Source organism: Novosphingobium sp. GW835-FHT14H07 (assembly GCF_058793515.1).
In genome coordinates this window covers 172,474-197,711 of record NZ_JBXAFX010000005.1, presented here as the reverse complement: position 1 = coordinate 197,711, position 25,238 = coordinate 172,474, and the positions used below count along the sequence as shown (strand labels likewise).

The following is a 25,238-nucleotide window of genomic DNA, read 5'->3' as shown; positions in this document are numbered from 1 at the left end:
AAGCCATGGGCCAACGCATGGATTGGAACTCGCGCGACCGCTGGCAGGACGAAGAGCGACGCCAGAGCCGCGATTATTCCGGCGAGTTCGCCCCGGAATTCAAACGGGATCGGTATGACCGCAGCGACCGCGACCGTGACCAGTGGGGTCGCTCCGGCTCGACCGGGGCTTCAACGCCGCTGGGCGATCCGCCAACCGGATGGATGGACCAGGACATGCGCGGCGATCGGCGTACCCACGATTGGGAAGTGGGCGACCGGCACTACACGGGGCAGGCCCGCGCCCCGCAGGGCCGCTCGCGCTGGCGCGATACGGCCAGCGGCAACGCCGCAAACACCGCCGATTATTTCACGGCAGAAGACTATGGCGAAGGCCGTCGTGCTTGGGGCGGGCCAGCCGGATACGGCGCCTATGGCACCGGCTCGGCCGGAGGTTACCCGTCATCCTACGGCTACAGCGGTCGCGGCGGTTACGGCGACCATGATCCCCGCGGCTTTTTCGACCGTGCCGTCGACGAGGTGCGCGGCTGGTTCGGCGCTGATGACGACCGGGACAATAGCCGACGAGGGGGCCAGCGCGAGAGCCATCGCGGAAAGGGCCCGGGCGACTACACGCGCTCGGACGAACGCATCCGCGAGGACGCCAACGATCGCCTGACCGACGACCATCACATTGATGCGCGCCAGATCACGGTGATGGTCACCGAAGGTGAAGTGACGCTGGCCGGCACGGTTGGCAGCCGCGCCGAAAAGCGCCGCGCGGAAGACGTCGTCGAGGACATCGGCGGGGTGAAGCACGTGCAAAACAACCTGCGCGTGAAGGCCGGCAGTGGTCTCGAAGGCCAGGGCGGCACGCTGGGCTGGGGCAACGGCGACCGTTCGGTCACGCCGGACGCCTGATCCCCACGGCAGCAAGGCGGGTGTCGACTTCGGCCATGAGCCGGTCGAGCCCGCCTTGGTCGGCGGACTCCGCGCGAACCACCAGCACATCCTCGGTGTTGGACGATCGCAGCAACCACCAGCCGTCGGCCGTGTCGACGCGTACGCCGTCGGTGTCGTTCACCTCGGCGCCATCCGTGCGGAGATTCTGCAATACCTCGGCCACCGCTGTGGCCTTCCGTTCGCGGGGTACGGCGAAGCGCAACTCGGGCGTCGTGACCATTTCGGGCATGGCATCGCGCATCTGCGTGACCGACTTGCCCAGCCTGACGGTTGCCGCGATCAGCCTGACGGCGGCATAGAGCGCATCGTCATATCCGAAGTAACGGTCGGCAAAGAACATGTGGCCGCTCATTTCCCCGGCCAGCGGGGCAAGTGTCTCCTTCATTTTGGACTTGATCGGCGAATGCCCGGTTTTCCACATCAGGGGCGTTCCGCCCAGCTCTGCAATGCGTGCAAACAGCGTTGAGCTGGCTTTCACATCGGCGATAATCGTGGATTTCGGGCGCTCGCGCAGGACTTCCTCGGCGTAGATCGCCAGGAGCTGGTCGGCCCAGAGCACGCGGCCCCGGCCGTCGACAGCCCCGATCCTGTCTCCATCCCCGTCGAATGCCAGTCCGAAGTCGAGGCTTCCCGCCGCGACAGCGCGGCGAAGATCGGTGAGATTGGCTTCCACAGTCGGATCAGGATGATGGTTGGGAAAATGGCCGTCCACGCTCGTGTGAAGAAGGACATGCCGACCGGGCAGCCGGGCGGTCAACGCCTCGATCAGGGGGCCGGCAGCGCCGTTGCCCGCGTCCCAGCCGATGGCGAGTCCTTGCAGCACATCCAGGCCGATGCCATCCAGCGCGCCGATCAGGCAATCGACGTAGGCGGCGGAAACGTCGGCGTCCTCGATGCGCCCGTTGCCGGAAGTCCACGCGCCTTCCTCGGCGATCCGCCCGAGATCGACTATGTCGCTCCCGAAGAACGCCGCACCTTCAAGTACCATCTTGAAGCCATTGTGATTGGCGGGATTGTGGCTGCCGGTTACCTGAACGCCGCCCTGCACCTCTGGGGCTAATCCGCCCGAACCCGGTGTTGCCGCGAAGTAGAGCATCGGGCTCGGCCCCAGTCCGATCCGAACAACGTCAACCCCGCTGGCGGTCAGTCCTTCGACCAGCGCATGTTCCAGCACCGGCGTGCTGATGCGCCCGTCGCAGCCGACCGCTACGCGGGCGCCGCCACGTGATCGTACCACCGAGCCAAAACTGCGCCCCACCGCGCGGGCATCGTCCGCACTCAGCGTTTCGCCGAAGACGCCGCGAATATCGTATTCGCGCAGGATCGAAGGGTGGAAGCGGTGCGCAGTCATCCAGTTGCTGCCTCGGCGACCCGATCAGGCCTCGCGCCGGTCGGCCAGCCGCGCCAGCAGCAGGTCGCGCGCGGCATTGGCCTCATGCACGGCTTCGTTGCTGCCGCCGCGATCGGGATGGACCTTCTGGAGCAGGCGGCGATGCGCCTCGATCACTTCGTCATATCCCGCCTGCGGCCCGATGCCGAGGAGGTTGCGCGCCCGCGCCTCGTTGGCGGCGCGTGGGTCTCCTTGCAAAAGCTCCCACGGCCAGCGCCCTGCCAGCAGCTTGCACGCAAGGCTGGCCAGGATCGCAAGCGTGAGCAGCTTGATCATCAGGCGGCGCTTTCCAGCTTCGGTTCGGGTGCGGTCTTGCCCGGCATCGGCAGGTTGAGGCCCGAGACCAGCGTGCGCAATTCCTGCCGTGCGACGAGGTGGCTCGTGCCCAGTTCGCCCAGGTGTCCCTTGTCGAGCAGGGTCAGCCCGCTCGGGAACAGTTCGCGATAGATCACGCGCTCCGAAAGGCCGCTCGCCACGCGGAAGCCGACGCGCTTGGACAGTTCGGTCAGCGCCTGGTCGATACGGCGCTGGTTGCGCGCTTCTGTATAGCCGGTGCGGTTGCGCACCACGACCCAGTCCATCTCGCGGCGCGCGTCCTTGATCGTTGCCATCGCCCGCTTCTTGCGCGCTTCCCAGATCAGCTCGGCATAGAACGACAGGCGGCGCACCTTGAAGGTTTCGGCATCGACCTGGCCGATCAGGTCGAAGTCGACGAAGCTGTCGTTGAGCGGGGTGACCAGCGAATCCGCCCGCGTCGCAACGTGGCGGGCCAGCACGTCGTCACGTCCGGGCGTGTCGAAGATGATGAAGTCGTGGTTTTGCGAAAGCCGCTCGGTCAGCGCGTCGAGCTCCTCGATGCTGTCCCCGCCATAGACCTCGAACGTCGCGGTCGGCAGCGTGATCTCGCGCCGGCGCATCGTCTCGGCACGGTTCTCGAAGTAGCGGTGCATCGTGCGCTGGCGGGCATCGAGGTCGATCGTCGCCACGCGAGCGCCCTGGTAGGCGAGGGCAACAGCGACGTGGACCGCCGTCGTCGACTTGCCGGTACCGCCCTTTTCATTGGCGAAGACGATGCGATGCGGGCCAAGGGACGAGGCGCTGGACAAGGCTGGTAACTCACGTGGTTGATACGCTGCACGGGCTTGCGAGAGGCGTCCGCCGCCCGTATCGCCCGTGGCATCTGACTTAGTGGAGTGGCTGCCAAGGTGCAAACGATCAACCGGCTGGAAGACCTGCGCAATGCGGTCGACGCGCTCAAAATCGGGGGAAAAACCGTGGCCTTCGTCCCCACCATGGGCGCGCTGCACGAAGGTCACCTGACGCTTGTGCGCGAAGCGCGCGCACGGGCCAGCCACGTGGTCGCCTCGATATTCGTCAATCCGCGCCAGTTCGGCCCGAACGAGGACCTCGATGCCTACCCGCGCCGGCTCGCCGCCGATGCCGCGCTGCTCGAAGCCGAAGGCGTCGCCGTGCTGTGGGCGCCCACGGTCGATCAGATGTATCCGCATGGCTATGCCACCAACATCTCGGTCTCGGGCGTCAGCGAGGTCGCCTGCGGCGCCGCACGCCCCGGCCATTTCGATGGTGTCGCCACAGTGGTGTGCAAGCTGTTCAACCAGGTTCGCCCGGACTTTGCCCTGTTCGGGGAGAAGGACTGGCAGCAACTGGCGATCATCCGCCGCATGGCGCGTGACCTTGATCTCACCCAGCCGCACGTTTCGAACATCATCGGGGTCGAGACCGTGCGCGAGGCAAGCGGCCTCGCCCTCAGCAGCCGCAACCAGTACCTGACGGAGCGGGAGCGCGAACAGGCGGCCGGCCTCTCGGCGGCGATGCGCCGCGCGATTTCGGCAATCGAGAGCGGCGCGTCGGTGCCGCAGGCGCTTGGCTCGCTCAACGCCGACATCATCGCCGCCGGATTCGCTTCGGTCGACTATGCCGACTTGCGCGATGCCGCCACGCTTGAGGCTATCGAAACCTTCACCGGGCAAAGCGCCCGCCTTCTTGTCGCCGCCCGCATCGGCGCGGCGCGTCTGATCGACAACATGGGAGTGGGCCCTAAATGAGTATCGCAATGACGCCGGTTGCACCGACCGCATCGTTCAAGGACAACCTCGCCCTGCTGCCCTCCATCGACGGCATTGCGCGTATCGATCTGCTCGACGCTTCGGGCACGGTCGTGGCGACGATCCCGAATGAAGCAGGCAAGCAAGGCTCGCTCAAGGTCTACAACTATCTTCAGCTCTGCTTCGGCAGGCTCGATGCCGCGGCTGCCGAGCACGGCCTTGCGATCTTCGCCGAGCACACGCCCGATGCACGGGCGCGTCCGGGCGCTCACCCCAATATCGACCGCCTGATCGACGTGATCGTAAAGGGAACTTCACTGACGATCAGGGCTGTCCCCCGAACTGCCTGAACGTCGTCAGAACTCCGACCAGTCGGTCTCCGGCTCCAGTTTCAAAGCCGCATTGCCGGTGCTTCGGTAAGGTGATGCGGCAACGGGGGCGGCGGGCGAGGGGGGCGCCGCCGCAGGGCGGATCGCGGCGACCTTATTCTGCCCTCCGGCGAACCGCTGCACCACGTCTGTCAGGTCGCTCGCCTCACGCGAAAGCGAGCGTGCCGCTGCCGTCGATTCTTCGACCATCGCCGCATTCTGCTGCGTCACGCGGTCAACGTCGGCGACAGTCCGGTTCACCGTGTCGAGGCTGTTCGCCTGTTCGCGGGCCGTGGCCGCGATCTGCGAGACAAGGTCGCTGATCTCGCTCACGCGATTGACGATGGCAACCAGAACCGATCCCGTCTGGCTGACGAGGCTGACGCCCGACGTCACCTGTTCGCCCGATTTCGAGATCAACGTGCGGATGTCGTGGGCCGCATCGGCTGACCGCTGTGCCAATCCGCGAACTTCGGTGGCGACGACGGCAAAGCCCTTGCCGGCATCGCCTGCGCGCGCTGCTTCGACACCGGCGTTAAGCGCCAGCAGGTTGGTCTGGAAGGCGATGCCCTCGATCAGGCCGACGATCGGCGCCTTCGTTCAAACCAGTCCAGCATTGCGACGCCTTTCCCTCCTGCGGGGATCAGCAGCGTGGCAAGTGTTGACGCGATAAACCCTGACGTGACCGCATCTAGCGGCCAACAGCGAAACAATGCTCGAAAGTGCATACGAGCGCTTACTGAGGGCAATGCCGATAAGGGTCCTCTCGCAGTGCGTTCAATGCACCGGCGGATCGACCGCGGGCACGGCCGCCACCGGCGCCACCGGTTCGCCACCGGTTCGCCCTCGGTCCGGGGCGGCAGCGCGTTCTCCGGCACGTCGTCGATCAGCATGTCTCGCGTCGGCACGTGTTCGAGGTTGCGGACGCGGACGGTGATCATGTCGCCATCGAGCGTCAGTTCGTTGAAGCTGGGCGGAGTGGAGCGGACGCGCTGGCTGAGCGTGCCCGCACCGATCATGCGCACCGGCCCGTTGGGTGTGGGGTGGATCAGGTCGAACGCATCGTGGACGTGGCCTGACAGCACGGCGAGGACATTGCGCCTCGCCAGCTCGGCCAGCGCATGGTTGCCGCCGCGAGTCAGCGCCTTGCCGCGGGTGCCGGCTTCGACCAGGGGGTGATGGCAGGCAACGATGGCGCGGGTGCCGGGCGGGAGCGCGTCGATCGCCGCCAACGTCTGCGCCAGCGCCGCCTTGCCCACAGTGCCTTTCGACCAGTTCAGGCGGAACTGCGCGCGCGCGGTTGTCTTGAGGGGCACGATCTTCGCGCCGGGAATCGGCAGTTCCCGCTCCAGCACGCCTTCGATCGAACGGAATCGGCGGTAGGGATCGATAAAGCGTTCGATCAGGTTGAAATAGGGCAGGTCGTGGTTGCCCACCTCGACCGTCACCGGCACGTCCAGCGCCTGGATCCAGTGGCAGGCGGCGGTGAATTCGCGGTGCCGTGCGCGCATCGTCAGATCGCCGGTGATGGCGACGGCATCGGGCTTTTCGCGCGCGATGCATTGCGCGACCCAATCGAGGGCGCGCCGGTCTTCAAGGCCGAAATGGATATCGCTGATGTGGAAGAGGCGGGTCATCGGGCAGGCTTGATCGTCGCTGGGCCCGCTGCGGTCAAGCACCGGGTGCGATAGTGCAAAGGAAGTCGAGCGCGAATTCCTCGCAGGTGACTTCCTCGCGCATGCCGCCTTCGCGCCGCTCGCCGTCGATCATCATGGCGATCGGGCCGTCGCTTTCGAGTGTTGCCGACGAACACTGGCCTAGTTCGTCGTGGGGGCCCTGCCGGAAATCGCGCTTCACCAGCATGGCAAAGCCTTGCGCGGCAAACTCGCCCCAGTCGGAAAAGTCGTATCCGTCCACTTCCATGCTGTCACCGTCCAGCGGTGCCATGCGCACGGCGCGATATCCTTCGGGCTGCGCTCCTGTCACGGGTGCGGATAGGCGGACGCCCGGCCCTTCGCGGGTTTCGCGCAGGGCCGTGGTGAAAGTCTCGGCGATGGTGGGCAGATCAAGATCGCGCACGCTTTCGCGCACGTCGGCCCACATCGCGCCGGGGCCGGCCAGCAGTTCGATGAGGGCGACGCCTTGGGAGGTGCGCAGCGCCTGCCGCCGCACGCGTCGCGCCGAGCCGAGCTTGCCGGTCACTTCCTCTGCCGGAACGTCGCCATGGAGAGACTTCGACAGGAGGTTCTGCGTGCCGCCGGGAAGGACGAGCAGCGCACCGCCCCAGCCTTCGAGTGCTGAGGCCGCGGTATTGATCGTGCCGTCGCCGGTGAAGACGGCAAGCGTCGCGATCCCCTCTGCTTCAAGATGCGCGCGCGTGGGCAGCTCCTCATCGGGAAAGCGGATGACCCGCGCCGGCGCGCACCCGGCGGCCGAGAGCGAGGCGACGAGATCATCGACCGCCGCGTCGCTGTTGCTGCCGCTTGCGGCGTTCGTCACGAGCCAGAGAGGAGAGAGCGTCATCACCGACAGAACCGGCAGCACGCGCGGCGGTTCCGCAGCGGCTGCTCTAAACGCGATCTGTCAGGATCAGCCAGGCCGAGAAGCTGTTGAGCATCGAATAGATGACGTAGGCGATCGGTCCGCTGACCACGCCTTCCGAGGCAAACAGCAGCGCGCCGAGCAACAGCAGGAACTCCAGCAGCAGGGTGAAGCGCCCGCCAGAGGCGTGGACCATCCACGGCAGGCGGGCAACCAGCGGGTGCCCGCTGTCCATCACGGCGCGGTGCAGCGCGAAGTTGCCGATGCCCAGAAGGAAGGTGATCAGAATCGCCATGGACTGGATGCGACCTTTAGGGAATCGCGCAGGGATTGTCACACCTGCAGTTCGTGGAGTGGACATTGCGTTTCGTCGGACGGGCTAAACACTTGTCGTTCGTAACGGAAAGCTGGTCGAGACGCGCAAGATTTCATCGACCACCGGGCGTAGCGAGAATGCATGCGGTGCACCCGATCAACAGGATCAGCCGCTGAAACGCCCCCCAAGGCCGGTCCCCCCGCCGGCTCCCGTGTCGAAGGAAGTTGCCATGTTTGCCAAGACCCTGTTCTCCGCCGGCCTCCTCGGCCTCGCTCTTGCCGCCAGCCAGCCTGCCTCTGCCGGCACGCGCTCGGTCGTCTATTCCGATCTCGATCTCACCACCAAGCAGGGCGAGGCCCAGCTCAACGCCCGCCTTCGCCAGGCCGCCAAGGACATCTGTGGCCTGAACAAGGCGGACCTGCCGACCAGCGAATGGGAATCGGCGCGCGATTGTTTTGCCCGCTCGATGGCCGATGCCCGCCGCGCCAAGGCCGAAGTGAAGGCGACCGCGCTGGCCGCTGCTCAGAAATCCAAGACTGATCTTGCTGTCCGCTGATCCCGGCAGCTTGCAAACCCGGCGGATCCAGTCCCCCACCGGGTCAAACTCAAGGGACCGTCGCTAGTCCGGCGGTCCCTTTTTCCTGATGGCCCGTCAGTTTGATGGCCGGTCGGCCCAAAGGTCAGTCAGCCAATTTCGCGAAGCGCGGCAGGCTTTGGTTCAGCTTCGATCTCGCCCCGATCACGCCAGGTCAGGTCATTCGGCGTCAGTTCGCGGCCATCGTGCGAAAGAATGCCGATCGGAGCGATCGGCCGTCCGTCGCGGCAATCGCAAAGCACTGGATTGGCGGGCGTGCCCAATTCCCACTTCTCGCCCCACTGGCGCAGCGCCAGCATGGCGGGTAGCAGGTCGAGACCCTTCGGCGTCAGGCGATATTCGATGCGGCGCCGGTCATCGGCGCAGTGCTCGCGCTTGAGAATGCCGGCCTCGACCAATCTTGACAGCCGGTTGGAAAGGATGTTGCGGGCGATGCCCAGCGCTTCGAGGAAATCCTCGAAATGGCGCACGCCGTTGAAAGCGGCGCGAAGGATCATGAAGGACCATCGCTCGCCCATGGCTTCGAGCGCAAGGGGCAGGCCGCATTGGGCGATTTCGCCAAGAGGTTCGCGAAGCTTTTCCATGTCGTCCTCTGCATAGCCCATGATCGTCGCCTATTTAAGTTTCTAGTTGCAACCTGAAACCTATCCTGATAGGTAGCGATTCGCAACGGAAATAGCATCCTCTCCAGAACCCTGCAATTTCCGTGGCCCTAACAAGGTTGTTTCAGGGGAAGAATGATGATCTCAGCAAATTCCAGCAGCGCTCTGCGCCAGCTCCTTCCGGCCGTCCTCGCGCTGGTCGGCACCACGCTCAGCTTCGCGGTAACCGCCAACACAGCCCGCGCCAACACCGGCGGCTCGTTCTATTCGGCCACGCTGACCCGTCCGATGGACGGTGCGCAGAAGGTCATTCAGAAGGGTGTCCTGTGGAAGTGCGAAGGCGCCGAATGCTCGGCCCCGCGCGATACATCTCGCCCGGTCATCGTCTGCGCCCGCCTTGCCCAGAAGGTCGGCCCCGTCGCGCGCTTCGCCACCCCGCAGGGCGATCTCGCCGCTGAGGACCTCGCCCGCTGCAACGAGGCAGCGGCCGGATAAGTCCAGCACCAGTCTCCAGCGCGCACTCCCTCTCGTTACCCTGCCGAGTGCGCAATCCCTGACCGTGAAGGTCACATGGGCCGTGAACAGCAAGTCTGTTCGCGGCCCCTTTTTTCGCTATGCTCGTGCCATGCGAATGCCTTCGAGAGTTAGCGCTCTGCTCGCCAGAGTTGCCCTTCTGCCCCTGACAGTTGGATTTGTGCCGGTGCAGGCCCAAGCCCAAGCCCAGGCCCAGGCAGCGCCGCAACTCACAGCTCAAAGCCGCGAGGATCTGCGCTGTTCGGCGGCCTTTGCCATTGTCGCGCTTGAACAATCGGGGGGCGATGCGCTGGAAGGCTGGCCGCCGCTGGCGGTGCGCGGCAAGACCTTCTTTGCCGATTCGGGCGAGCGCGCGATGAAGGAGGGTGCGCTGACCCGCGAGCAGGTGCGCGACCTGATCGCCGAGCAGGTTCAGGCGCTCCAGACCGCGCCCGATCCCGACAAGGCTCTGGCGGCGCTTGCCGAGCCTTGCCTCGCAAGGCTTGACGCCACCGTCCCGCCGCTGATCGCGCCGACCCTCAAGCAATGCGCCGCGATCCTCGGGCTTGCATACAACGAGGTCCATGCCCGCGAAGGGATGAGCACTTCGGCGCAGGATCTCAAGACACTGGAATCGGTGCTTTCATCGCGCGAACGCGAGGCGATCATCGCTGCCGGTGGCAGCGGCGACAACGCTGACCGCACGCTGGCGCAGGCGCGCGAGGCGATGGCGGCTGAGGCGGCGGACGGCAAGGGCGGGGTCGACAAGTACGACATCGCGCGCTGCTACGAGTTCGCCAAACCGCAGGAAAAATCGCACTATTGAGCGGGCGGGGCGGGCTTCCCATATTGGCGGCAAAGGAGATCTCCGCAATGTCCGACAAGATGAACCTGACCGACGCCGAGTGGCGCGAGCGTCTTTCGCCCGAGCAGTACCAGATCCTGCGTCAGGGGGGCACCGAGCGTGCGTTCACCGGGGCTTACGAGAAGAACAAGGCACCCGGCGAGTACCACTGCGCCGGTTGCGGAGCGCCGCTGTTCACTTCTGACACCAAGTACGACAGTGGTTCCGGCTGGCCGAGCTTCTACGCCCCGGTCGAGGCCGAGGCGGTCGAGGAAATCGTCGATCGCTCGCACGGGATGGTCCGCACCGAAGTGCGCTGCGCGCGCTGCGACGGGCACCTTGGCCATGTCTTCCCCGATGGCCCGAATCCCACCGGCCTGCGCTATTGCATGAACAGCGCTTCGCTGGATTTCACGCCGAAAGACTGAGTCGGAAAGCGCTCTGAACCGGCAGCATTGGCCGTTCGCCGATTTTGCGGTTAACCCTGCGTTACAACTGCCCTATGCAAAGGGCCGCAGATTTGCGTGGACGGCCTGCGCCGATGCCGGAACGAGGCCGAGAATGAGGGAAGCGGTACAAGACTGATGGCCAGACGGGACATTTCCCGCCGCCCCGAGGGCGGCAGGTCGGAGCCGCAACCCAAGAGCAGATCGATGCTGGGCCGATGGGTTCGGCGGTTGCTTGCCTGGGGTGCCGGCTTTGCGCTGCTGGGCACGATCGGGCTGGTGGTGGCCGTTGCCGTCACGGTGCGCTCGCTGCCCGGCTATGGCGAACTGAAATCGAGCCAGACCGGCCAGATGATCGTGGTGCGTGCCGCCGACGGCTCCGAGATCGTGACCCTGGGGCCAAGCTACGGCAAGTGGATCCCTTACGAGCGCATCCCGCAGGACATGAAGGATGCGATGATCTCGGTCGAGGACCGGCGTTATCGCAGCCACTGGGGCGTGGACCCCATCGGCATCGTCCGTTCGCTGATGGTGCGCGTGGAAAGCGGCACATGGAAGCAGGGCGGCTCGACGATCACGCAGCAGCTTGCCCGCAACATCTTCCTCAACAACACCAAGACCTTCGGCCGCAAGGCGCGCGAATGGGTGCTGGCGCTGGCGCTCGAACAGAAGTTCTCGAAAGACCAGATCCTCGAGCTGTACCTCAACAAGGTCTACTTCGGCGGCGGTGCCTATGGCATCGACAGCGCCGCACGCAAGTTCTTCGGCCATTCGGGCGAGGAAATCACGCTGCCGGAGGCGGCGATCATCGCCGGGTTGGTCAAGGCGCCGTCACGATATTCGCCAACGGCCGATGCCGAGGCCGCCGTGGGCCGCGCTGGCGTGGTTCTGCAGACGATGCAGAGCGCGGGCGTGCTGACCGCGCAGGAAGCGCAGAGCGTGGACCTGAAGGCCGTCAAGATGGTCTCGGACAGCGCAGGCCAGAACTCTGCACGCTATTTCACCGACTGGGCGCTGCCGCAGCTCGACCTGATCCTGCCGGAGAACGACAAGCCGATCGAAGTGTGGACCACGCTCGATCCGATCGCGCAGAAGGCCGCGACCAGCGCAGTGGCCGGATTTGCGCCGAAGGGCGCGCAGGGCGCACTTGTTTCCCTTGATCGCGACGGTGCGGTTCTCGCCATGGTCGGCGGCACGGACTATGTAACCTCGAATTACAACCGCGCAGTCAACGCCGTCCGCCAGCCCGGTTCGGCGTGGAAGCTGTTTGTCTATCTCTCGGCGCTCGAGGCGGGATACACGCCGGATGACCGCGTGGTCGACGAGCCGGTGACGATCGATGGCTGGACCCCGCGCAACGACGGCAATCGCTATGCGGGCGAGATCGACCTGCGCACAGCCTTTGCCTATTCCAAGAACACCGTGGCGGCACAGCTGGGCAATGAAGTGGGCTTCGGCACGGTTGCCAACATGGCGCGCCGCTTTGGCATCACCACGCCGATCAACACGCTGCCTTCGATGGTCCTGGGTTCGTCCGAGGCGCGCGTGATCGACATGGTGCGCGCTTTCGCCTCGGTGCAGGCAAAGGGCATGTCGATCACGCCATACGGCATCCGCAAGGTGACGACGACCGACGGCGAAGTGCTCTACACGCACCGCACGGAGACCGCCCAGCAGCTCGTCCCGCCCTATGTCGCTGCCGCGATGACCGACCTGATGCAGACCGCGGTCAATATCGGCACAGGCCGCGCTGCGCAGATCGGCAGGCCGGTTGCCGGCAAGACCGGCACGACATCGTCGAACAAGGACGGCTGGTTCCTGGGCTTTTCGAGCGGTATCACCACCGGCGTGTGGATGGGGCGCGACGATGCCAAGGCCGTGCCCGGCCTGCAGGGCGGCGCCGCACCGGCGCGCGCCTTCGCGGCCTACATGAAGGTCGCCACGCGCAAGCGCCCGGTCGAACAGTTCGACACTGAACTCAAGCTGCCGGAATGGCAGCTCGAACCCGATGATGAGGCGATGCAGGGCAACCCTGACGACTACTTCTATGTCGACGAGCAGGGCAACCTGGTCGATCCGTCGCGCCGGCGTGGTGATGACGGTGCAATTGATCCCAATGCACCACCCGAGGGCATACCGCCGGAGGTTCCGCAGGCCGCGAACGACGATTTCCTCAACCGCGCCACTGGTCGGCGCGACGGCAACGACCCTGCAGCGGCAGGCGCGAGGCCCCGTCCGACCAATACTCCGCGCCCTGTTCCTCAGCCATGAGCATGCCCAGCAGGAATTCTCGAGCCTGAACCTTTCTGCGGTTCGGGCGTTTGCCTGATCGAGAGGGAAGGCTGCGGGCCTTCCGCCAATCAGGAGACGTGTAATGAGCCTGCTGCAATGGGCCGTCGCAGGAGCGGCGGGATATGCTATCTGGCGCGTGGCGCAGAAGAATCGCGAGGAACAGGCACCGGCCGCTTTCGCGCAAGGCGAGGAGTCGGGCGGCAACTTTGCCAAGGTGCGCAGTGCCGGCACCGAGGGCATGCGATCGGACCCCAAGCGCTGGGACAAGGTCGACCAGGCCTCGGACGAGAGCTTTCCGGCGAGCGATCCGCCGGCAACCTATTGATCGGCGTGCCCAAGCGCTTTGGTGACGGCCGGAGGGTACTCCGGCCGTTGCTGTATGGGGGACGGTTATTTGACGACGTCTGCCTCGTGCCACACGACCGCCTGTGCCACCTTGATGCAATCCATCCCGCCGTCATAGGTCATCGCGGGTGAGCCATAGAGCCGCCAGCCTTGCGCCAGCGCCTCGGATACCCGCTCGCAGAAGGCGCGGTCGTCCTTGCCGGTCAGCAGGCGGTAGACAGGGCGGTCATCGGGGGTCTGGTACATCATGTTCCTCGGCAGTCGATATGCCAGCAGAACAGCGCGCCGTCCTCCGCGTCAAGCCGTTCGGCCATCTGAACGAAGCCGTTGCGCTCAAGCACCCGCTGCGAGGCGATATTGTCGGTGCGCGTTTCGGCATAAAGCGCATCAACGCGCGGGTCCGATCTGGCCCAGTCGACCAGCGCCTTCAGCGCTGCCGATGCGTGACCCCGCCCCTGCGATCCTGGTGCCACGCCATAACCGATCTGCAGCCGGCGCTCCTCGAGCACCGACGTGACCGACATCAGGCCAACGAGTTCGTCATCTGACACGACAAGCCACGCCGGGGGCGAGAAAATCTCGCCAACAGCCTCGGCCAACCCTGCCAGCATTGCCAGTACTTCGGGTTCCGCCACCGGCGTATGCGGCAGGACTATCGCCTGCTCTGGCGGCTGCCCCTCAAGCAGACGCGCGAAGTGCGTCGGCGTTGCCGGGACGAGCCGGACGGTCACAGAATGTACTTCGACAGGTCTGCATTGCCGGCAAGGTTCGCCAGCTTCTCGGCGACATAGGCCTCGTCCACCGTCACCGTCTCGCCGGTGCGGTCCTCGGCATCGAAGCTCACTTCCTCGAGCAGCTTTTCCATCACCGTCTGCAGGCGGCGGGCGCCGATGTTCTCGACGCTTTCGTTCACCTGTGCCGCCGTGCGGGCAATGGCGCGGATGGATTCCGGCGTGAAGTCGAGCGTGACGTTTTCGGTTGCGATCAGCGCACGGTACTGTTCGACGAGGTTTGCGCGCGTTTCCGAAAGAATGCGCACGAAGTCGTCTTCGCTGAGCGCCTTGAGTTCGACGCGGATCGGCAAGCGGCCCTGAAGTTCCGGCAACATGTCGGAGGGCTTGGCCACGTGGAACGCGCCCGAGGCGATGAACAGGACGTGGTCCGTCTTCATCGGGCCGTACTTGGTGGCAACCGTCGTGCCCTCGATCAGCGGCAGCAGATCGCGCTGCACGCCTTCGCGGCTGACCGATCCGCCACGCACATCGGACACGGCAATCTTGTCGATTTCGTCAAGGAAGACGATGCCGTTGGTCTCGGCATTGCGGATCGCCTCGCGCGCCACGTCGTCCTGGTCCATGCGCTTTTCAGCCTCTTCGTCGACCAGCTTGTCCCAGGCGTCGGCGACGCGCATCTTGCGGCGCTTGAGCGCCTGCTTGCCGAACGCCTTGCCCATCATGTCCGACAGGTTGATCATGCCGATGCCGCCGGGCATGCCGGGAATCTCCATGGGAGCGGACGGTGTATCCTCGACCTCGATCTCGACCTCGACGTCGTTCATCGAGCCATCGGCCAGCCTTGCCTTGAAGCTTTCGCGCGTTGCTTCGCTGGCACCATCGCCGACCAGCGCCTTGAGCAGGCGGTCCATCGCGGCCTTGCTGGCAGCGTCTCGCACCGCATCGCGGCGGCGCTCCTTCTCGAGGCGGATCGCCTCTTCCACGAGATCGCGGGCAATCTGTTCAACGTCGCGGCCGACATAGCCGACCTCGGTGAACTTGGTGGCTTCCACCTTCACGAACGGCGCATCGGCAAGCTTGGCCAGCCGGCGGCTGATCTCGGTCTTGCCGCAGCCCGTGGGCCCGATCATCAGGATGTTCTTCGGGCTGACTTCGTCGCGCAGGTCGGCGGACAGGCGCTGGCGACGCCAGCGGTTGCGCAGCGCGACTGCAACGGCCTTCTTGGCATCGGTCTGGCCGACGATGTGTTCGTCCAGCGCGCGGACAATGGCCTTGGGGGTAAGGGAGTCGTTCATCAGATTTCCTCGACCGTCACGCGGTCGTTGGTGAAGACGCAGACTTCGGCGGCGACCTGCATGGCGCGGCGCGCGATCTTTTCGGCGTCGTCTTCGTAGTCGGTCAGGGCGCGGGCAGCGGCGAGCGCATAGTTGCCGCCCGAACCGATTGCGGCGATTCCGCCTTCCGGTTCAAGCACATCGCCATTCCCGGTAAGGATCAGCATCGTCTCGGCATCGGCCACGATCATCAGTGCTTCGAGATTGCGCAGGTACTTGTCGGTGCGCCAGTCCTTGGCGAGTTCGACCGCGGCGCGCATCAGCTGGCCGCGATGCTGTTCGAGCTTGCGCTCCAGCCGTTCGAACAGGGTGAAGGCATCGGCCGTCGCGCCTGCAAATCCGGCAATCACCTTGCCATCTCCGATGCGGCGCACCTTGCGGGCATTCGGCTTCATCACCGTGTTGCCCATGGAAACCTGGCCGTCCCCTGCGATGACGGTGCGGCCGTTCTTCTTCACCCCGATGATGGTGGTGCCGTGCCACTGGATAAGGCCGTGGCTCGCCCTGCTGTCGTCCATCGCCGCGATATGAGGAGCGCGGCGGCGAATTCAAGCGCCCGAGCCTCAGCTGCCGTTGGGACCGGTGCCGGTCGGTGCGCCACCACCGGCGCCGCCCGGAATCGCGCCGACCGCGCCGATGTTGCCGAACAGATCCTGGAAGAAGCTGCGGTCGCGCCCGAGGGTCGGCGTCTTGTCGCTTTCGGGCGAAAGGCGGACGACCTTCTCCATCCCCTGCCGGCCCATCGAGCTGACATTGCCGCGGGCGTCGAAATCGACGACGATGACGCTCTGGTCCGACGTCTGCGGACGGGTGAACGGGCGCTGCCTGGTGTTCTGCGCAACGTAATACCACGTCTGCCGACCGAACTGGCTGGTGAAGGTCGGGCGGCCCAGTGTGCGTTCGACCGAGAGCTTGTTGTCGACGCCAGGCTGGACCGAGGCGACCAGTGCCTCGTCGATGATGTAGCCGCGATGGTCCTTGATGCTGGCACAGCCGGACGCGGCCACGCCGAGGGCGAGCACCGCCGCACCCTGCACCATCAGCCGCATGTTCCGCATTCGCAAACTCCGCTCTTCACTTATCGCCGTCATGCCCGTTTGCATCGGGAATGCACAGCCTATATCGCCGAGATCAATTGGGCGACCCTTAGGGTCCAATCTGGATTACCGCAATGCCGCCCGCAAGCAGCCTGCTGGACGGCCGAGATTTAATCGCCCCTGAACGGGCGGAATGCCAAGGAATGCCGTGATGTCGCTTCTTACCAAGCTGTTCGGACGCAAGCAGGATGATCGCGCGGTCGCGCGGCCCTTGTGGCACCGCACTGTCGAGATCGCGCGCGAGAAGGAATGGTACCGCGATTGTGGCGTCGCCGACACGGTGGGCGGGCGATTCGACATGATCACGCTGATCCTGTCGGTCGTGTTGATCCGCATGGAGCGTGACGCGGAACTCGTCGAGCCTTCGGTGCGGCTTACCGAACTGTTCGTCGAGGACATGGACGGACAGCTGCGCGAGAGCGGCGTGGGCGACGTGATCGTGGGCAAGCGCGTAGGCCAGCTGATGAGCGTGCTGGGCGGGCGCCTTGGTGCCTATCGCGAGGCGCTGGCGGCGCGGGACGAGGCGCTGATGGCCGAAGCGATCAGCCGCAACGTGACCTTGCACGATGGCACCGATCCGCTGCTGCTGACGCGGCGCGTGCGCGCTTTCGCCGCCGGGCTGGACCTCGTCCCCGCATTCCGCGTTCTCGATGCGGAGATCGGAAAATGACCATGAATTCAGAGTTCTCGCGCATCGTCGATCTGCGTCAGATTGGCGACGAGCCGGTGGTGCTGGAGCCGACCGAGGCGGAGCGCAAGCGTCTGGCGGCGCGTTTCCAACTCTCCGAGGTGAAAGCCATGCAGGCGACCATCTCTCTGAGGCAGGAGGGGGACTCCGTGGAGGCAAGAGGCCATCTCGCCGCCTCCATCGTGCAGGCCTGCGCGATCTCGGGCGAGGACTTCCCGGTGACGATCAGCGAACCCATCTCGCTGCGCTTCGTCCCACCCGGCGCGGCCCATGATCCCGACGAGGAGATCGAGATTACCGCCGACGATTGCGACGAGATCGAATACGAAGGCACCAGCTTCGATCTGGGCGAGGCCGTGGCGCAGAGCCTGGCATTGGCGATCGATCCCTTTGCCGAAGGACCCGATGCCGACAAGGCGCGCGCCGAGCACAATCTCGGCGGCGACGTTGCCACCGGCCCCTTCGCCGCGCTGGCCGCACTGAAGAAGGACTGAGCGTTTGGCTGGACCTCCGGGGCGCGGTCGGGACCTGACGAGCGGGCCGATCCTCAAGACGCTGGTGCTGTTCTCGGCGCCGACGCTGGCATCCAACATCCTGCAATCGCTCAACGGCTCGATCAATTCGATCTGGGTGGGGCGGATGCTGGGCGAGGGTGCGCTGGCGGCGACTGCCAATGCCAACGTGGTGATGTTCCTCGTCTTTGCCGCAGCGTTCGGCTTCGGCATGGCGGCCACCGTCAAGATCGGGCAGGCCTTCGGCGCGCGCGACGTGCTGGCGGCGCGGCGGACGTTCGGCTCGGCGGTGGGCTTTTGCGTGCTGCTGTCGCTGGTTGTCGGCACGCTGGGCTGGCTCTTTGCGCCCGAACTGCTGACGGCGATGGCCGCGCCGGGCGAGACCTATTCCTATGCGCTGACCTACCTGCGGGTGATCTTCATCGCCATGCCAGCCTCGATGATCACGGTCATGCTGGGCATGGGCCTGCGAGGCGGGGGCGATGCGGCGACGCCGTTGAAGTTCATGGTCCTGTCTTCGGTGCTCGACGTCGCGCTCAATCCTTTGCTGATCGGCGGTTTCGGGCCGATCCCGGCCATGGGCATCGCCGGAGCGGCTCTGGCGACGGCGATTGCCTCGTTCGTGTCGATGGCGGGCATCGTCGCCTATGTCTACGTCAAGGACCTGCCGTTGCGGCTGCGGGGGCCGGAGCTCAAATGGCTGTGGCCGCGCCGGGACGAACTCGGCTACATCCTGACCAAGGGCCTGCCGATGGGCGCGCAGATGCTGGTTATCTCGGCGGCGGGCATCATCGTGATCGGTCTGGTCAATCGCGAGGGCCTGCTGGTCAGCGCCGCCTATGGCGCGGCGCTGCAGTTGTGGACCTATCTTCAGATGCCGGCGATGGCGATTTCCGCTGCGGTCAGCGCCATGGCCGCGCAGGCGATCGGCGCGGGCCTGGACGAGCGGCTCCACCGCATCTCGCGTGCGGGGGTCATGCTGAACCTTACGGTGACCGGAGCACTATGTGCATTGATCCTGCTGTTCGACCGGCCGGCGCTGGAGCTGTTCCTGGGCGCGGCAAGCCCTGCGGTGGATGAGGCGCGTCATATCCAGTTCCTGGCCAGCTGGAGCTATGTCCTGTTCGGAATCACGATGGTGCTGTTTGGCACGATGCGCGCAGGCGGGGTGGTCTGGACGCCGCTGATCATCCTGTCGATCGCCATGTATCCCGTGCGCCTGGGCTTCTATTACGCCTTCTACCCGAGCCTTGGCGCGGATGCCCTGTGGCTGGCATTCCCGGTCAGTTCCGCAGTTGCCGTGGCGCTCTCGGTCCATGCCTATCGCCAGCCACAATGGCGGGATCGCGCACGCGCTGTGCCGGACGAGGAGTGCGAGGAGGAAACCCATGCCGACGCGGACCCCGCCGGACGCATGGCGCCGAGTCTTTAGGGTCCTGACCTTTGGGGCCCGTCAGCGGCTCTGGGCGCGCCAGCGCTGGACCGTGCGTTCGACCGCGCGGTCTTCGCCGCCGCTCTTGCTCCACAGCTCGTAGAACGAGGGGTCATTCGAGGCGGGGCGCTTGATCGCCTCGAGCTCGTCGAACGAGACGCGCATCGGGATCGAGACGCCTTCGCCTGAAATGATGCATTCGCGGTTGCGCAGCGCAGGAATCGTATCGACGAAGCCGCGCGCGCCTTCGGGCATGGCCGCCTTGACGAAGGCCTGGTCGCGCTCGTTGTTGAGGCGCATGGCGATGATCGTGCCGCACTGCGAAAGCACGCCTTCGGCAAGGTCTGACGGACGCTGGGTAATCAAGCCCAGCGAGACGCCGTACTTGCGGCCTTCCTTGGCAATGCGCGAGAGGATGCGGCCGACCGAAGAGCCGTCCGAGTTCTTCTCGCTCGGCACGTAGCGGTGGGCTTCTTCGCAGACCAGCAGAACGGGCCGCGTCTCTTCGTCGCGTGCCCAGATGGCATAGTCGAACACGAGGCGGCTGAGCACGGCGACGACGGTGGAAGTGATTTCCGATGGAACGCCCGAAACATCGATGATCGAGATCGGCTTGCCGTTGGCCGGCATGCGGAAGATCTTCGAGATGAACTCGGCCATCGTGTCGCCCACCAGCATGCCGGAGAACATGAACTGGTAGCGCGGGTCGCTGCGGATTTCCTCGATCTTGGTCTTGAGACGCATGTAGGGGATCGAGTTGGTGCCCTTGTCGAGGCGGCCCATCTCGTTCTGCAGGATGATCATCAGGTCCGACAGCAGATAGGGGATCGGCGAATCGACCGTGATCTTGCCGATCTGTTCGGCAAGGCGGTTCTTCATGCGCGCCGCCAGCAGGCACTTGGCCAGGATGTCCTCGTCAATCTGGCGATCCGTGCCCGACGAGGTGATGAGGATTTCGCAGTGTTCCTCGAAGTTCATCAGCCAGTAGGGCATCTGCAGGTTCGACACGTCGAGCAGTTGCCCGGTGACGCGAAACGCGCTGGAATATTCTCCGTGCGGATCGATCATCACGATGTGGCCCGAAGGCGCCATCTCGCAGATGCGGTGGAGGATCAGCGCGGCAGCGGTCGACTTGCCGGTGCCGGTCGAACCGAGCAGCGCGAAGTGCTTGCCAAGCAGGGCATCGACATAGAGCCCGGCGCGGATATCGCGCGTAGGGAAGACGGTGCCGATCGAGATGTTGGTCCGGCCATCGCTGGCATAGATCTGGCGCAGGTCGTTGCTGGTGGCAGGATAGACCAGTGCGCCGGGGACAGGATAACGGGTAACGCCGCGGCGGAAGCCGTAGATCTTGCCGGTCAGGCGCTCTTCCTCGCCCTCGCCAAGGAAATCGATCTGGGCGACCACGCCGCCATCGACGGTGGTATCCTGCCGCTGCGTGCGCACGCTGGCGAGGAGCCAGGAATTGCCGACGCGAATCTTGATCTGGCTGCCGACCTTGCCCGACATCGACACCGAGGGATCGAGGTCTGCCGAGCACTGCTCGAGGCGGGCGAGATCAAGCGCGATGGCCGAGCTTGAGCCGGCAACATCGCGCACGAAGCCGATAGGGTGGCGCGCGTTCTCCGACCCAAGGGCATTCTGGGGTGCCGCCAGAATGGCCGATGCCGATCCGGCCTCTTCCAGGTTGGCGGCAGGCGCCATGAATCCCTGCATCCCCATTTCGGACATTGCGCAAAACCCTTTGGCCATTGTCGGCTGTGGGTCTGGGACTATCCGTTTCGGGTTAAGATCGGCTAAACCAACGAAAGGCAGTTGCGGCCTTAGGGTCAGGACCCTAACTTCGGGCAAAGAGCCGGCCTGCGATCCAGCCCATGGCGACCGAGACAATGACCGCAAACAGGCCGTAGAGCCATCCATTGCGATCGGCGGCGACAGCGACGAAGCGCTCGAACCCTTCCTTCTTCACCTCGATCCGGGTGATCGCCGAAGCCACGACCTTGCCCCCGCGGATGGCGAAGGTTTCGGCGGTGTAAGTGCCGGTCTGCACGCTGGATGGCAGACTGATCCGGGCCTGATAGAGCACCTGACCGCTGATCTTCACGCTGCCCTGATCCTCGCGGTAGAGGCCCTGCCGACGCATCAGATCGACCAGCCCCTCGGAAAAGCGCTGCTGTTCACGCGGTTCGATAACGCCAATCGGCGAAAGCTGGAGCCACTTGAGGCCGAGTTCGTAGATCGCCGCTGTCTTGTCATCCACGATCTTCGCGATCGGGCGGGAGGAGGCGATGGCGAAGTAGCTGGGCGCCGAGCGGAATTCGAGCGAATCGGCATTGATCCACATGCCCGCGATCTTCTGCTTTTCGCGCAGGACGATCGACTGGACCGGGCCTTCGAGGACGACGACGATATCGTAATCCTGCGCGGCGCGGCTGCCTTCGGGGCTGAGAATCGCGCCGAACAGGAGCAGGTCGGCCCCGGTAAAGCCCTGGCGGACCTGGATTTCGTGCTGCGAGATTTCGGGCACGAGAATCGGATCGCGCGCACCCAGGAGGAGCAGGCAGGCGGCAAGAGCGGCGCGGCGCATCTGCACGCGGCCTCTCACAGCGGAACCACCGTGTAGATCTCGTCCGGGCGATAGCCGAGCCCGAGCGCCATGCGCAGTGCTACCGCAAGGACGATCACCGCAAGGATCAGGCGGAGCTGTTCGGGCTTCACCTTCTGGGCAAAGTGGGTGCCGATCTGCGCGCCGGTGACCGAACCGACCAGCAGCAGCCCGGCCAGCACGATGTCGACCGCACGCGTGGTGAGCGCATGCATCATCGTGGTGACCATGGTGACGAACAGGATCTGGAACAGCGACGTTCCGACCACTACGTTCACGCCCATGCCGAGGATGTAAAGCATCGCCGGCACGAGGATGAAGCCGCCGCCAATGCCCATGAGCATGGTGAGAATGCCGGTGGCAATGCCGAGCAACAGCGGCGCCAGCGGCGAGATATAAAGGCCCGAGCGGTAGAAGCGCCACCGCAGCGGCAGGCTGGCGACAAGCGGATGGTGGCGGCGCTTGCGGGCAGGCAGCGGCTGGCCAGTCTTCTGCGCGCGCAGGGCGGTGATGCTTTCGTGCGCCATCAACCCGCCGATGCCGCCAAGCATCAGCACGTAGAGGATGTTGATCACCGTATCGATCTGGCCGAGCGACTGCAGCAGGCGGAACAGCAGCGAGCCAAGCCCGGTGCCGATCACCCCGCCCGCCACCAGCACTGCGCCGATGTGATAATCGATCCCGCCCCGCCGGGCCTGGGCGAACGCGCCGGAAACGCTGGCGCCGGTCACCTGGCTGGCAGCCGATGCGGCGGCGACGGTGGGGGGCACGCCATAGAAGATCAGCAACGGCGTGGTCAGAAACCCGCCGCCGACGCCGAACATGCCCGAAAGCAGCCCGGTCAGCGCGCCGAGGCCGACGATGACCAGCCCGTTGACCGACAGGTTCGCGATGGGGAGATAGACGTCCATTGCCGTGTCAACGCTAGGCCGGGCGGTGCGTGCCAGCAACCCCGCCGAGCCGGTTTGCGGCCAAAAAACTGTGGCTCAGAAGGCGGAGGTGACCGTCATGGTCGGGCCGCTGCCGGGCCGGGCGTTTCCGGCGATGCGGAAGCGCCAGTCGAGCGCGACGCGGGTCGGTCCGACAAGCTGCCCGCCTTCGAGCCGGAAGGCCACGCGCGGGCCCACATCAAGCCGCACGGCTCCTTCCTGCCCGCCTGACCACATGCCGACCCCGGCGCGCAGATCGCCATTGCGCGAAACGACGCGCCGGACCGGATGATCGAGCAGCGCCTGCGCATCGAAGAAGGCGGTGGCGCCCTTGCCACCGGCGTAACCGGCCTGCCCATAAGCCTCGAGCCGGAAGCCGTGCGGCAGGCGCTGCCAGGGCAGTTCGGTGATCAGTGTGGCGACCGGGCGCACCTGCATCGACGAGCGGGTGGTATCCTGAAGGCGCGCTTCGACGAGGGCGCGGACAGGCAGGCGGCCGACCGGGCGGATGCCGAGGCCCAGCGCGACCTCCTTGTCCTTGCCGGGGGCGTTGATGGCGAGCGAGGTGCGCAGATAGCCATAGGAATCCTGCGGCTCGCCCTTGCCGAAGCGGTAGCGGACGATGGCACCTGCCTGGCTGGCACCATACGACGCCGCACCGGGGGCCTGCGCCGCCGAACCGCTGCCGGCGCGCATCAGCAGCCAGTTCTCGCCGCTCCAGCGCGGATCGTCCTTGGGCACGAGAGGCTCGTAGAATTCCTGCGGATCGGCGGGTTGGCTTCGGGCTGGGGCGACGACGGCGGTGCGGGGCGGCAATGGTGCGAGCAGGGGGTGTCGAGGCAGGAACAACGGGACAGGCGCGGGGGACGGGAGCGATGGTCCTTGTGGCGACGCAGCAGCCGGCCGGACGGAAGCTGGCTGCGGGGAGATGCTTGTCATGGGTGGATGAGGGCGGGCACGGTGGGTGGGCAGCACCTGACGGGCATGCAAGGGCTGGCGCGGCAATGGCGGTGCGCTGGCGGTGATAGTGGGCGGTTCAGTCAGGGCATCGTGCCGCAGGGTCAAGGCGCGACCGGCGATCCAGCCGACAAGCACGAGGGCGAGCGCGAGCAGGGGCTGGCCCCGCCGCGTCGCCGCGGGACCTGCCATCATGCCGCAACCGGCAAAGGCCGCTGCTGCGGATCCGCGTCAAGCTTGGGAGCCTGGCTGACGTGGACGTGATGGACCGTGTGTTCCCAGCGCAGAACGCCGCCTGCCAGCACCCGCACGTAGGCAGTTATGGCGCGACGCGCGGCGAGGACGGCGATGATGTTGCCCACGGGAAACCGGAACACTGCGCGCACGGCTTCGGCGGGGCCGTACTCGCGCCCTGTGAAGAGCGCGCGCATCATCAGCCGCCAGATCAGGCTGGCGAGGTTGAAGGCAAGCAGGCCGCTGAGCAGCGGGCCATCCTCGACCGGGACAGCCAGGCCCGCAGCTTTTGCGAGCACGACCACTGGCCACAGCATGATCAGGAGATATGCGGCGGCCAGGACGAGCGCTACCAGCGGCCCGCGGCGATCGCGCAGACGCATCCAGATATCGCCGGGCGCGCATTTCCAGCCCAGTCGGTCCCAGCCCTGAAAGGCGATCCCGTGGACCCAGCGCGTCTTCTGCCGGACCGAGGCGACGAGATCTGCCGGAAAGAACTCCCGCGTGGCGACGAGCGCGCCAGAGCTGTCGCGCACGCGCAGGAATGCAGACCGCCCGCCGGTCTGATGGACGAGGAGACCGCTTTCGTAATCCTCGGTCAGGCATTCGGCGGCAAAAGGCTCGGTGCTGGAGCGGGCGATGAGGATGCGGTCAATCGCGCGGCGCGAAAAGGCGCATCCCACCCCTGCCGATGGCAGGGCAGCGCCGATGTGGTGTCGGACCACCATGTCGCGCGCGTGAGCCTCGGCAAATTCGTCGCAGTAGTGGCCCGCGATCCAGGGACTTGCGCGTTGTGGTTCCGGGCGGACAGGGAGTTGCACGAAATCCGCCTGATCGAGCGCGCGGTCCATCAGCGTGAGCGCGGCGGGGTGGACCATGTCCTCGGCATCGTGGAGTATCAGCGCGCGCACGCGCTGGGCGCTGCGCCGTTCATCCTCGCAGATCGCACGATAGATGCGATTGAGGCAGTCGGCCTTCGTCGTCGGGCCATCACGATCATGGATGATGACCCGCAGGCGAGGATCGGGCGCCAGCGCGACAAGCACGGAAATGGTGGCCAGGTCATTGCGATAGCAGCCGACGTAGAGGCGAAAGTTGCGCTGCGGCCAGCTTTGCAGGGTATGGCGCACCATCGGCCCGATCACGCGCGATTCCAGCCATGCGGGAACCAGAACCACGGCAAGGCCATTGAGTTCGGCATTGCAGGGGTGCGAGAGGCGCGGGGTGCGCAGCTTGCCGGTCAGGCGCAGGCGCAGCCACGCGAGGTCCACGGCCAGTTCGTCGATCGCGAAGAGCGCAAACCAGATTGCGGCAAACAGCAGCAATTCGTGCTCGACAACCGCGAGCCATTGCAGCGCGGGATAGGTCGGCCATGGTGACAAGAGCTTGCCCCTGTTTGACGTGCCAGACCCCCGTCGGCACAAGGGAATGCTAGGCCCAAGGCCTGAGTTTCGTGA

At 65.6% G+C, this 25,238-nt stretch carries 29 protein-coding genes and 1 pseudogene; 12 read left to right on the top strand and 18 right to left on the bottom strand.

The window, feature by feature from the left end; all coding sequences use genetic code 11:
- The first annotated feature begins 5 nt into the window (after positions 1–5).
- Positions 6–899 (top strand): BON domain-containing protein, encoded by an 894-nt coding sequence (locus AC1Q5P_RS07250; RefSeq protein ID WP_492518574.1) that lies wholly within the window; start codon positions 6–8, stop codon positions 897–899.
- Here AC1Q5P_RS07250 and pgmG read toward each other — a convergent pair.
- From pgmG to AC1Q5P_RS07235, 3 genes are read right to left on the bottom strand one after another with little or no spacing between them, the layout of a single operon-like run.
- Positions 883–2,292, bottom strand: coding sequence for a phosphoglucomutase/phosphomannomutase PgmG (gene pgmG, locus AC1Q5P_RS07245; protein WP_492518573.1), 1,410 nt, complete (start codon positions 2,290–2,292; stop codon positions 883–885). The two genes, AC1Q5P_RS07250 and pgmG, sit on opposite strands and share 17 nt — an antisense overlap.
- A 24-nt stretch (positions 2,293–2,316) precedes the next feature.
- Positions 2,317–2,607, bottom strand: coding sequence for a J domain-containing protein (locus tag AC1Q5P_RS07240; protein ID WP_082013323.1), 291 nt, complete (start codon positions 2,605–2,607; stop codon positions 2,317–2,319).
- A complete protein-coding gene (locus AC1Q5P_RS07235; protein WP_039333436.1) occupies positions 2,607–3,437 on the bottom strand; it encodes a division plane positioning ATPase MipZ in 831 nt (276 codons plus the stop codon). Before AC1Q5P_RS07235 ends, AC1Q5P_RS07240 begins: the two co-directional genes overlap by 1 nt.
- 99 nt (positions 3,438–3,536) lie before the next feature.
- On the opposite strand from AC1Q5P_RS07235, the gene panC reads away from it, so the two are divergent.
- Together panC and AC1Q5P_RS07225 are read left to right on the top strand one after the other, a co-directional pair.
- The gene (gene panC, locus AC1Q5P_RS07230) at positions 3,537–4,397 is read left to right on the top strand and encodes a pantoate--beta-alanine ligase (RefSeq protein ID WP_427463532.1); all 861 of its coding nucleotides are present in this window, start codon (positions 3,537–3,539) and stop codon (positions 4,395–4,397) included.
- Positions 4,398–4,405: 8 nt separating this feature from the next.
- Positions 4,406–4,747 (top strand): DUF2322 family protein, encoded by a 342-nt coding sequence (locus tag AC1Q5P_RS07225; protein ID WP_492518572.1) that lies wholly within the window; start codon positions 4,406–4,408, stop codon positions 4,745–4,747.
- A gap of 6 nt (positions 4,748–4,753) precedes the next feature.
- On the opposite strand, the gene AC1Q5P_RS07220 is transcribed toward AC1Q5P_RS07225, so the two are convergent.
- The 4 genes and pseudogenes from AC1Q5P_RS07220 to AC1Q5P_RS07205 all read right to left on the bottom strand — a co-directional run bounded on the left by AC1Q5P_RS07220 (position 4,754) and on the right by AC1Q5P_RS07205 (position 7,601).
- The gene (locus tag AC1Q5P_RS07220; RefSeq protein ID WP_492518590.1) at positions 4,754–5,311 is read right to left on the bottom strand and encodes a methyl-accepting chemotaxis protein; all 558 of its coding nucleotides are present in this window, start codon (positions 5,309–5,311) and stop codon (positions 4,754–4,756) included.
- 231 nt (positions 5,312–5,542) lie between these two features.
- Positions 5,543–6,402: pseudogene (locus AC1Q5P_RS07215) on the bottom strand (metallophosphoesterase family protein).
- A 34-nt stretch (positions 6,403–6,436) separates the two neighbouring features.
- Entirely contained in the window at positions 6,437–7,309 is an 873-nt protein-coding gene (locus AC1Q5P_RS07210; RefSeq protein WP_492518571.1) for a diacylglycerol kinase family protein, read from the bottom strand.
- A 25-nt stretch (positions 7,310–7,334) separates the two neighbouring features.
- Positions 7,335–7,601 (bottom strand): hypothetical protein, encoded by a 267-nt coding sequence (locus tag AC1Q5P_RS07205; protein WP_492518570.1) that lies wholly within the window; start codon positions 7,599–7,601, stop codon positions 7,335–7,337.
- Between the two features lie 250 nt (positions 7,602–7,851).
- On the opposite strand from AC1Q5P_RS07205, the gene AC1Q5P_RS07200 reads away from it, so the two are divergent.
- Positions 7,852–8,178, top strand: coding sequence for a UrcA family protein (locus tag AC1Q5P_RS07200; protein WP_052242216.1), 327 nt, complete (start codon positions 7,852–7,854; stop codon positions 8,176–8,178).
- A 128-nt stretch (positions 8,179–8,306) separates the two neighbouring features.
- Here AC1Q5P_RS07200 and AC1Q5P_RS07195 read toward each other — a convergent pair whose 3' ends face one another.
- On the bottom strand, positions 8,307–8,801 hold the full coding sequence (locus tag AC1Q5P_RS07195) for a winged helix-turn-helix transcriptional regulator (protein WP_197423797.1): 495 nt from the start codon (positions 8,799–8,801) through the stop codon (positions 8,307–8,309).
- Positions 8,802–8,954: 153 nt separating this feature from the next.
- Here AC1Q5P_RS07195 and AC1Q5P_RS07190 point away from each other — a divergent pair, with 153 nt between their 5' ends.
- The 5 genes from AC1Q5P_RS07190 (at position 8,955) to AC1Q5P_RS07170 (ending at position 13,239) form a co-directional block, all read left to right on the top strand.
- Positions 8,955–9,314 carry a CC_3452 family protein gene (locus AC1Q5P_RS07190; RefSeq protein ID WP_492518569.1) on the top strand — a complete coding sequence of 120 codons (360 nt, stop codon included), beginning with the start codon at positions 8,955–8,957 and terminating at the stop codon, positions 9,312–9,314.
- 205 nt (positions 9,315–9,519) lie between these two features.
- Positions 9,520–10,158: a hypothetical protein gene (locus AC1Q5P_RS07185; RefSeq protein WP_492518568.1), complete on the top strand. Its 639-nt coding sequence runs from the start codon at positions 9,520–9,522 to the stop codon at positions 10,156–10,158.
- Between the two features lie 47 nt (positions 10,159–10,205).
- A complete protein-coding gene (gene msrB / locus AC1Q5P_RS07180) occupies positions 10,206–10,604 on the top strand; it encodes a peptide-methionine (R)-S-oxide reductase MsrB (RefSeq protein WP_039333442.1) in 399 nt (132 codons plus the stop codon).
- Positions 10,605–10,760: 156 nt separating this feature from the next.
- Positions 10,761–12,893, top strand: a complete 2,133-nt coding sequence (locus AC1Q5P_RS07175; protein WP_492518567.1) for a transglycosylase domain-containing protein — start codon at positions 10,761–10,763, stop codon at positions 12,891–12,893.
- 103 nt (positions 12,894–12,996) lie between these two features.
- Entirely contained in the window at positions 12,997–13,239 is a 243-nt protein-coding gene (locus AC1Q5P_RS07170) for a hypothetical protein (protein WP_039333446.1), read from the top strand.
- Between the two features lie 65 nt (positions 13,240–13,304).
- Here the strand turns inward: AC1Q5P_RS07170 and AC1Q5P_RS07165 are convergent, their stop codons facing one another.
- The 5 genes from AC1Q5P_RS07165 to AC1Q5P_RS07145 are packed head-to-tail and all read right to left on the bottom strand — an operon-like array spanning position 13,305 to position 16,385.
- Positions 13,305–13,505: a DUF1737 domain-containing protein gene (locus AC1Q5P_RS07165; RefSeq protein WP_039333448.1), complete on the bottom strand. Its 201-nt coding sequence runs from the start codon at positions 13,503–13,505 to the stop codon at positions 13,305–13,307.
- Complete coding sequence (locus AC1Q5P_RS07160; RefSeq protein WP_492518566.1) at positions 13,505–13,990, bottom strand: GNAT family N-acetyltransferase; 486 nt, start codon at positions 13,988–13,990, stop codon at positions 13,505–13,507. The genes AC1Q5P_RS07165 and AC1Q5P_RS07160 overlap by 1 nt, the downstream gene beginning before the upstream one ends.
- On the bottom strand, positions 13,987–15,288 hold the full coding sequence (hslU, locus tag AC1Q5P_RS07155; RefSeq protein ID WP_039333451.1) for an ATP-dependent protease ATPase subunit HslU: 1,302 nt from the start codon (positions 15,286–15,288) through the stop codon (positions 13,987–13,989). The genes AC1Q5P_RS07160 and hslU overlap by 4 nt, the downstream gene beginning before the upstream one ends.
- Positions 15,288–15,845: an ATP-dependent protease subunit HslV gene (hslV, locus tag AC1Q5P_RS07150; RefSeq protein ID WP_039333452.1), complete on the bottom strand. Its 558-nt coding sequence runs from the start codon at positions 15,843–15,845 to the stop codon at positions 15,288–15,290. The genes hslU and hslV overlap by 1 nt, the downstream gene beginning before the upstream one ends.
- Before the next feature lie 45 nt (positions 15,846–15,890).
- The gene (locus AC1Q5P_RS07145; RefSeq protein WP_193827316.1) at positions 15,891–16,385 is read right to left on the bottom strand and encodes an outer membrane protein assembly factor BamE; all 495 of its coding nucleotides are present in this window, start codon (positions 16,383–16,385) and stop codon (positions 15,891–15,893) included.
- Positions 16,386–16,575: 190 nt separating this feature from the next.
- On the opposite strand from AC1Q5P_RS07145, the gene AC1Q5P_RS07140 reads away from it, so the two are divergent.
- From AC1Q5P_RS07140 to AC1Q5P_RS07130, 3 genes are read left to right on the top strand one after another with little or no spacing between them, the layout of a single operon-like run.
- Entirely contained in the window at positions 16,576–17,094 is a 519-nt protein-coding gene (locus AC1Q5P_RS07140; RefSeq protein WP_039333455.1) for a ubiquinol-cytochrome C chaperone family protein, read from the top strand.
- Positions 17,091–17,606 (top strand): YceD family protein, encoded by a 516-nt coding sequence (locus AC1Q5P_RS07135; protein WP_369821046.1) that lies wholly within the window; start codon positions 17,091–17,093, stop codon positions 17,604–17,606. Before AC1Q5P_RS07140 ends, AC1Q5P_RS07135 begins: the two co-directional genes overlap by 4 nt.
- A gap of 4 nt (positions 17,607–17,610) precedes the next feature.
- On the top strand, positions 17,611–19,056 hold the full coding sequence (locus AC1Q5P_RS07130; protein WP_492518565.1) for an MATE family efflux transporter: 1,446 nt from the start codon (positions 17,611–17,613) through the stop codon (positions 19,054–19,056).
- A gap of 21 nt (positions 19,057–19,077) precedes the next feature.
- Here the strand turns inward: AC1Q5P_RS07130 and AC1Q5P_RS07125 are convergent, their stop codons facing one another.
- From AC1Q5P_RS07125 to AC1Q5P_RS07105, 5 genes are all read right to left on the bottom strand, one after another.
- Positions 19,078–20,760 (bottom strand): ATP-binding protein, encoded by a 1,683-nt coding sequence (locus AC1Q5P_RS07125; protein ID WP_492518564.1) that lies wholly within the window; start codon positions 20,758–20,760, stop codon positions 19,078–19,080.
- Positions 20,761–20,893: 133 nt separating this feature from the next.
- On the bottom strand, positions 20,894–21,643 hold the full coding sequence (locus AC1Q5P_RS07120) for a TIGR02186 family protein (RefSeq protein WP_193828467.1): 750 nt from the start codon (positions 21,641–21,643) through the stop codon (positions 20,894–20,896).
- A gap of 14 nt (positions 21,644–21,657) precedes the next feature.
- Complete coding sequence (locus AC1Q5P_RS07115) at positions 21,658–22,572, bottom strand: sulfite exporter TauE/SafE family protein (protein WP_039333460.1); 915 nt, start codon at positions 22,570–22,572, stop codon at positions 21,658–21,660.
- A gap of 75 nt (positions 22,573–22,647) precedes the next feature.
- The gene (locus tag AC1Q5P_RS07110; RefSeq protein WP_492518563.1) at positions 22,648–23,739 is read right to left on the bottom strand and encodes a hypothetical protein; all 1,092 of its coding nucleotides are present in this window, start codon (positions 23,737–23,739) and stop codon (positions 22,648–22,650) included.
- Positions 23,739–25,163, bottom strand: coding sequence for a glycosyl transferase family protein (locus AC1Q5P_RS07105; RefSeq protein ID WP_492518562.1), 1,425 nt, complete (start codon positions 25,161–25,163; stop codon positions 23,739–23,741). The genes AC1Q5P_RS07110 and AC1Q5P_RS07105 overlap by 1 nt, the downstream gene beginning before the upstream one ends.
- Positions 25,164–25,238: the final 75 nt, after the last annotated feature.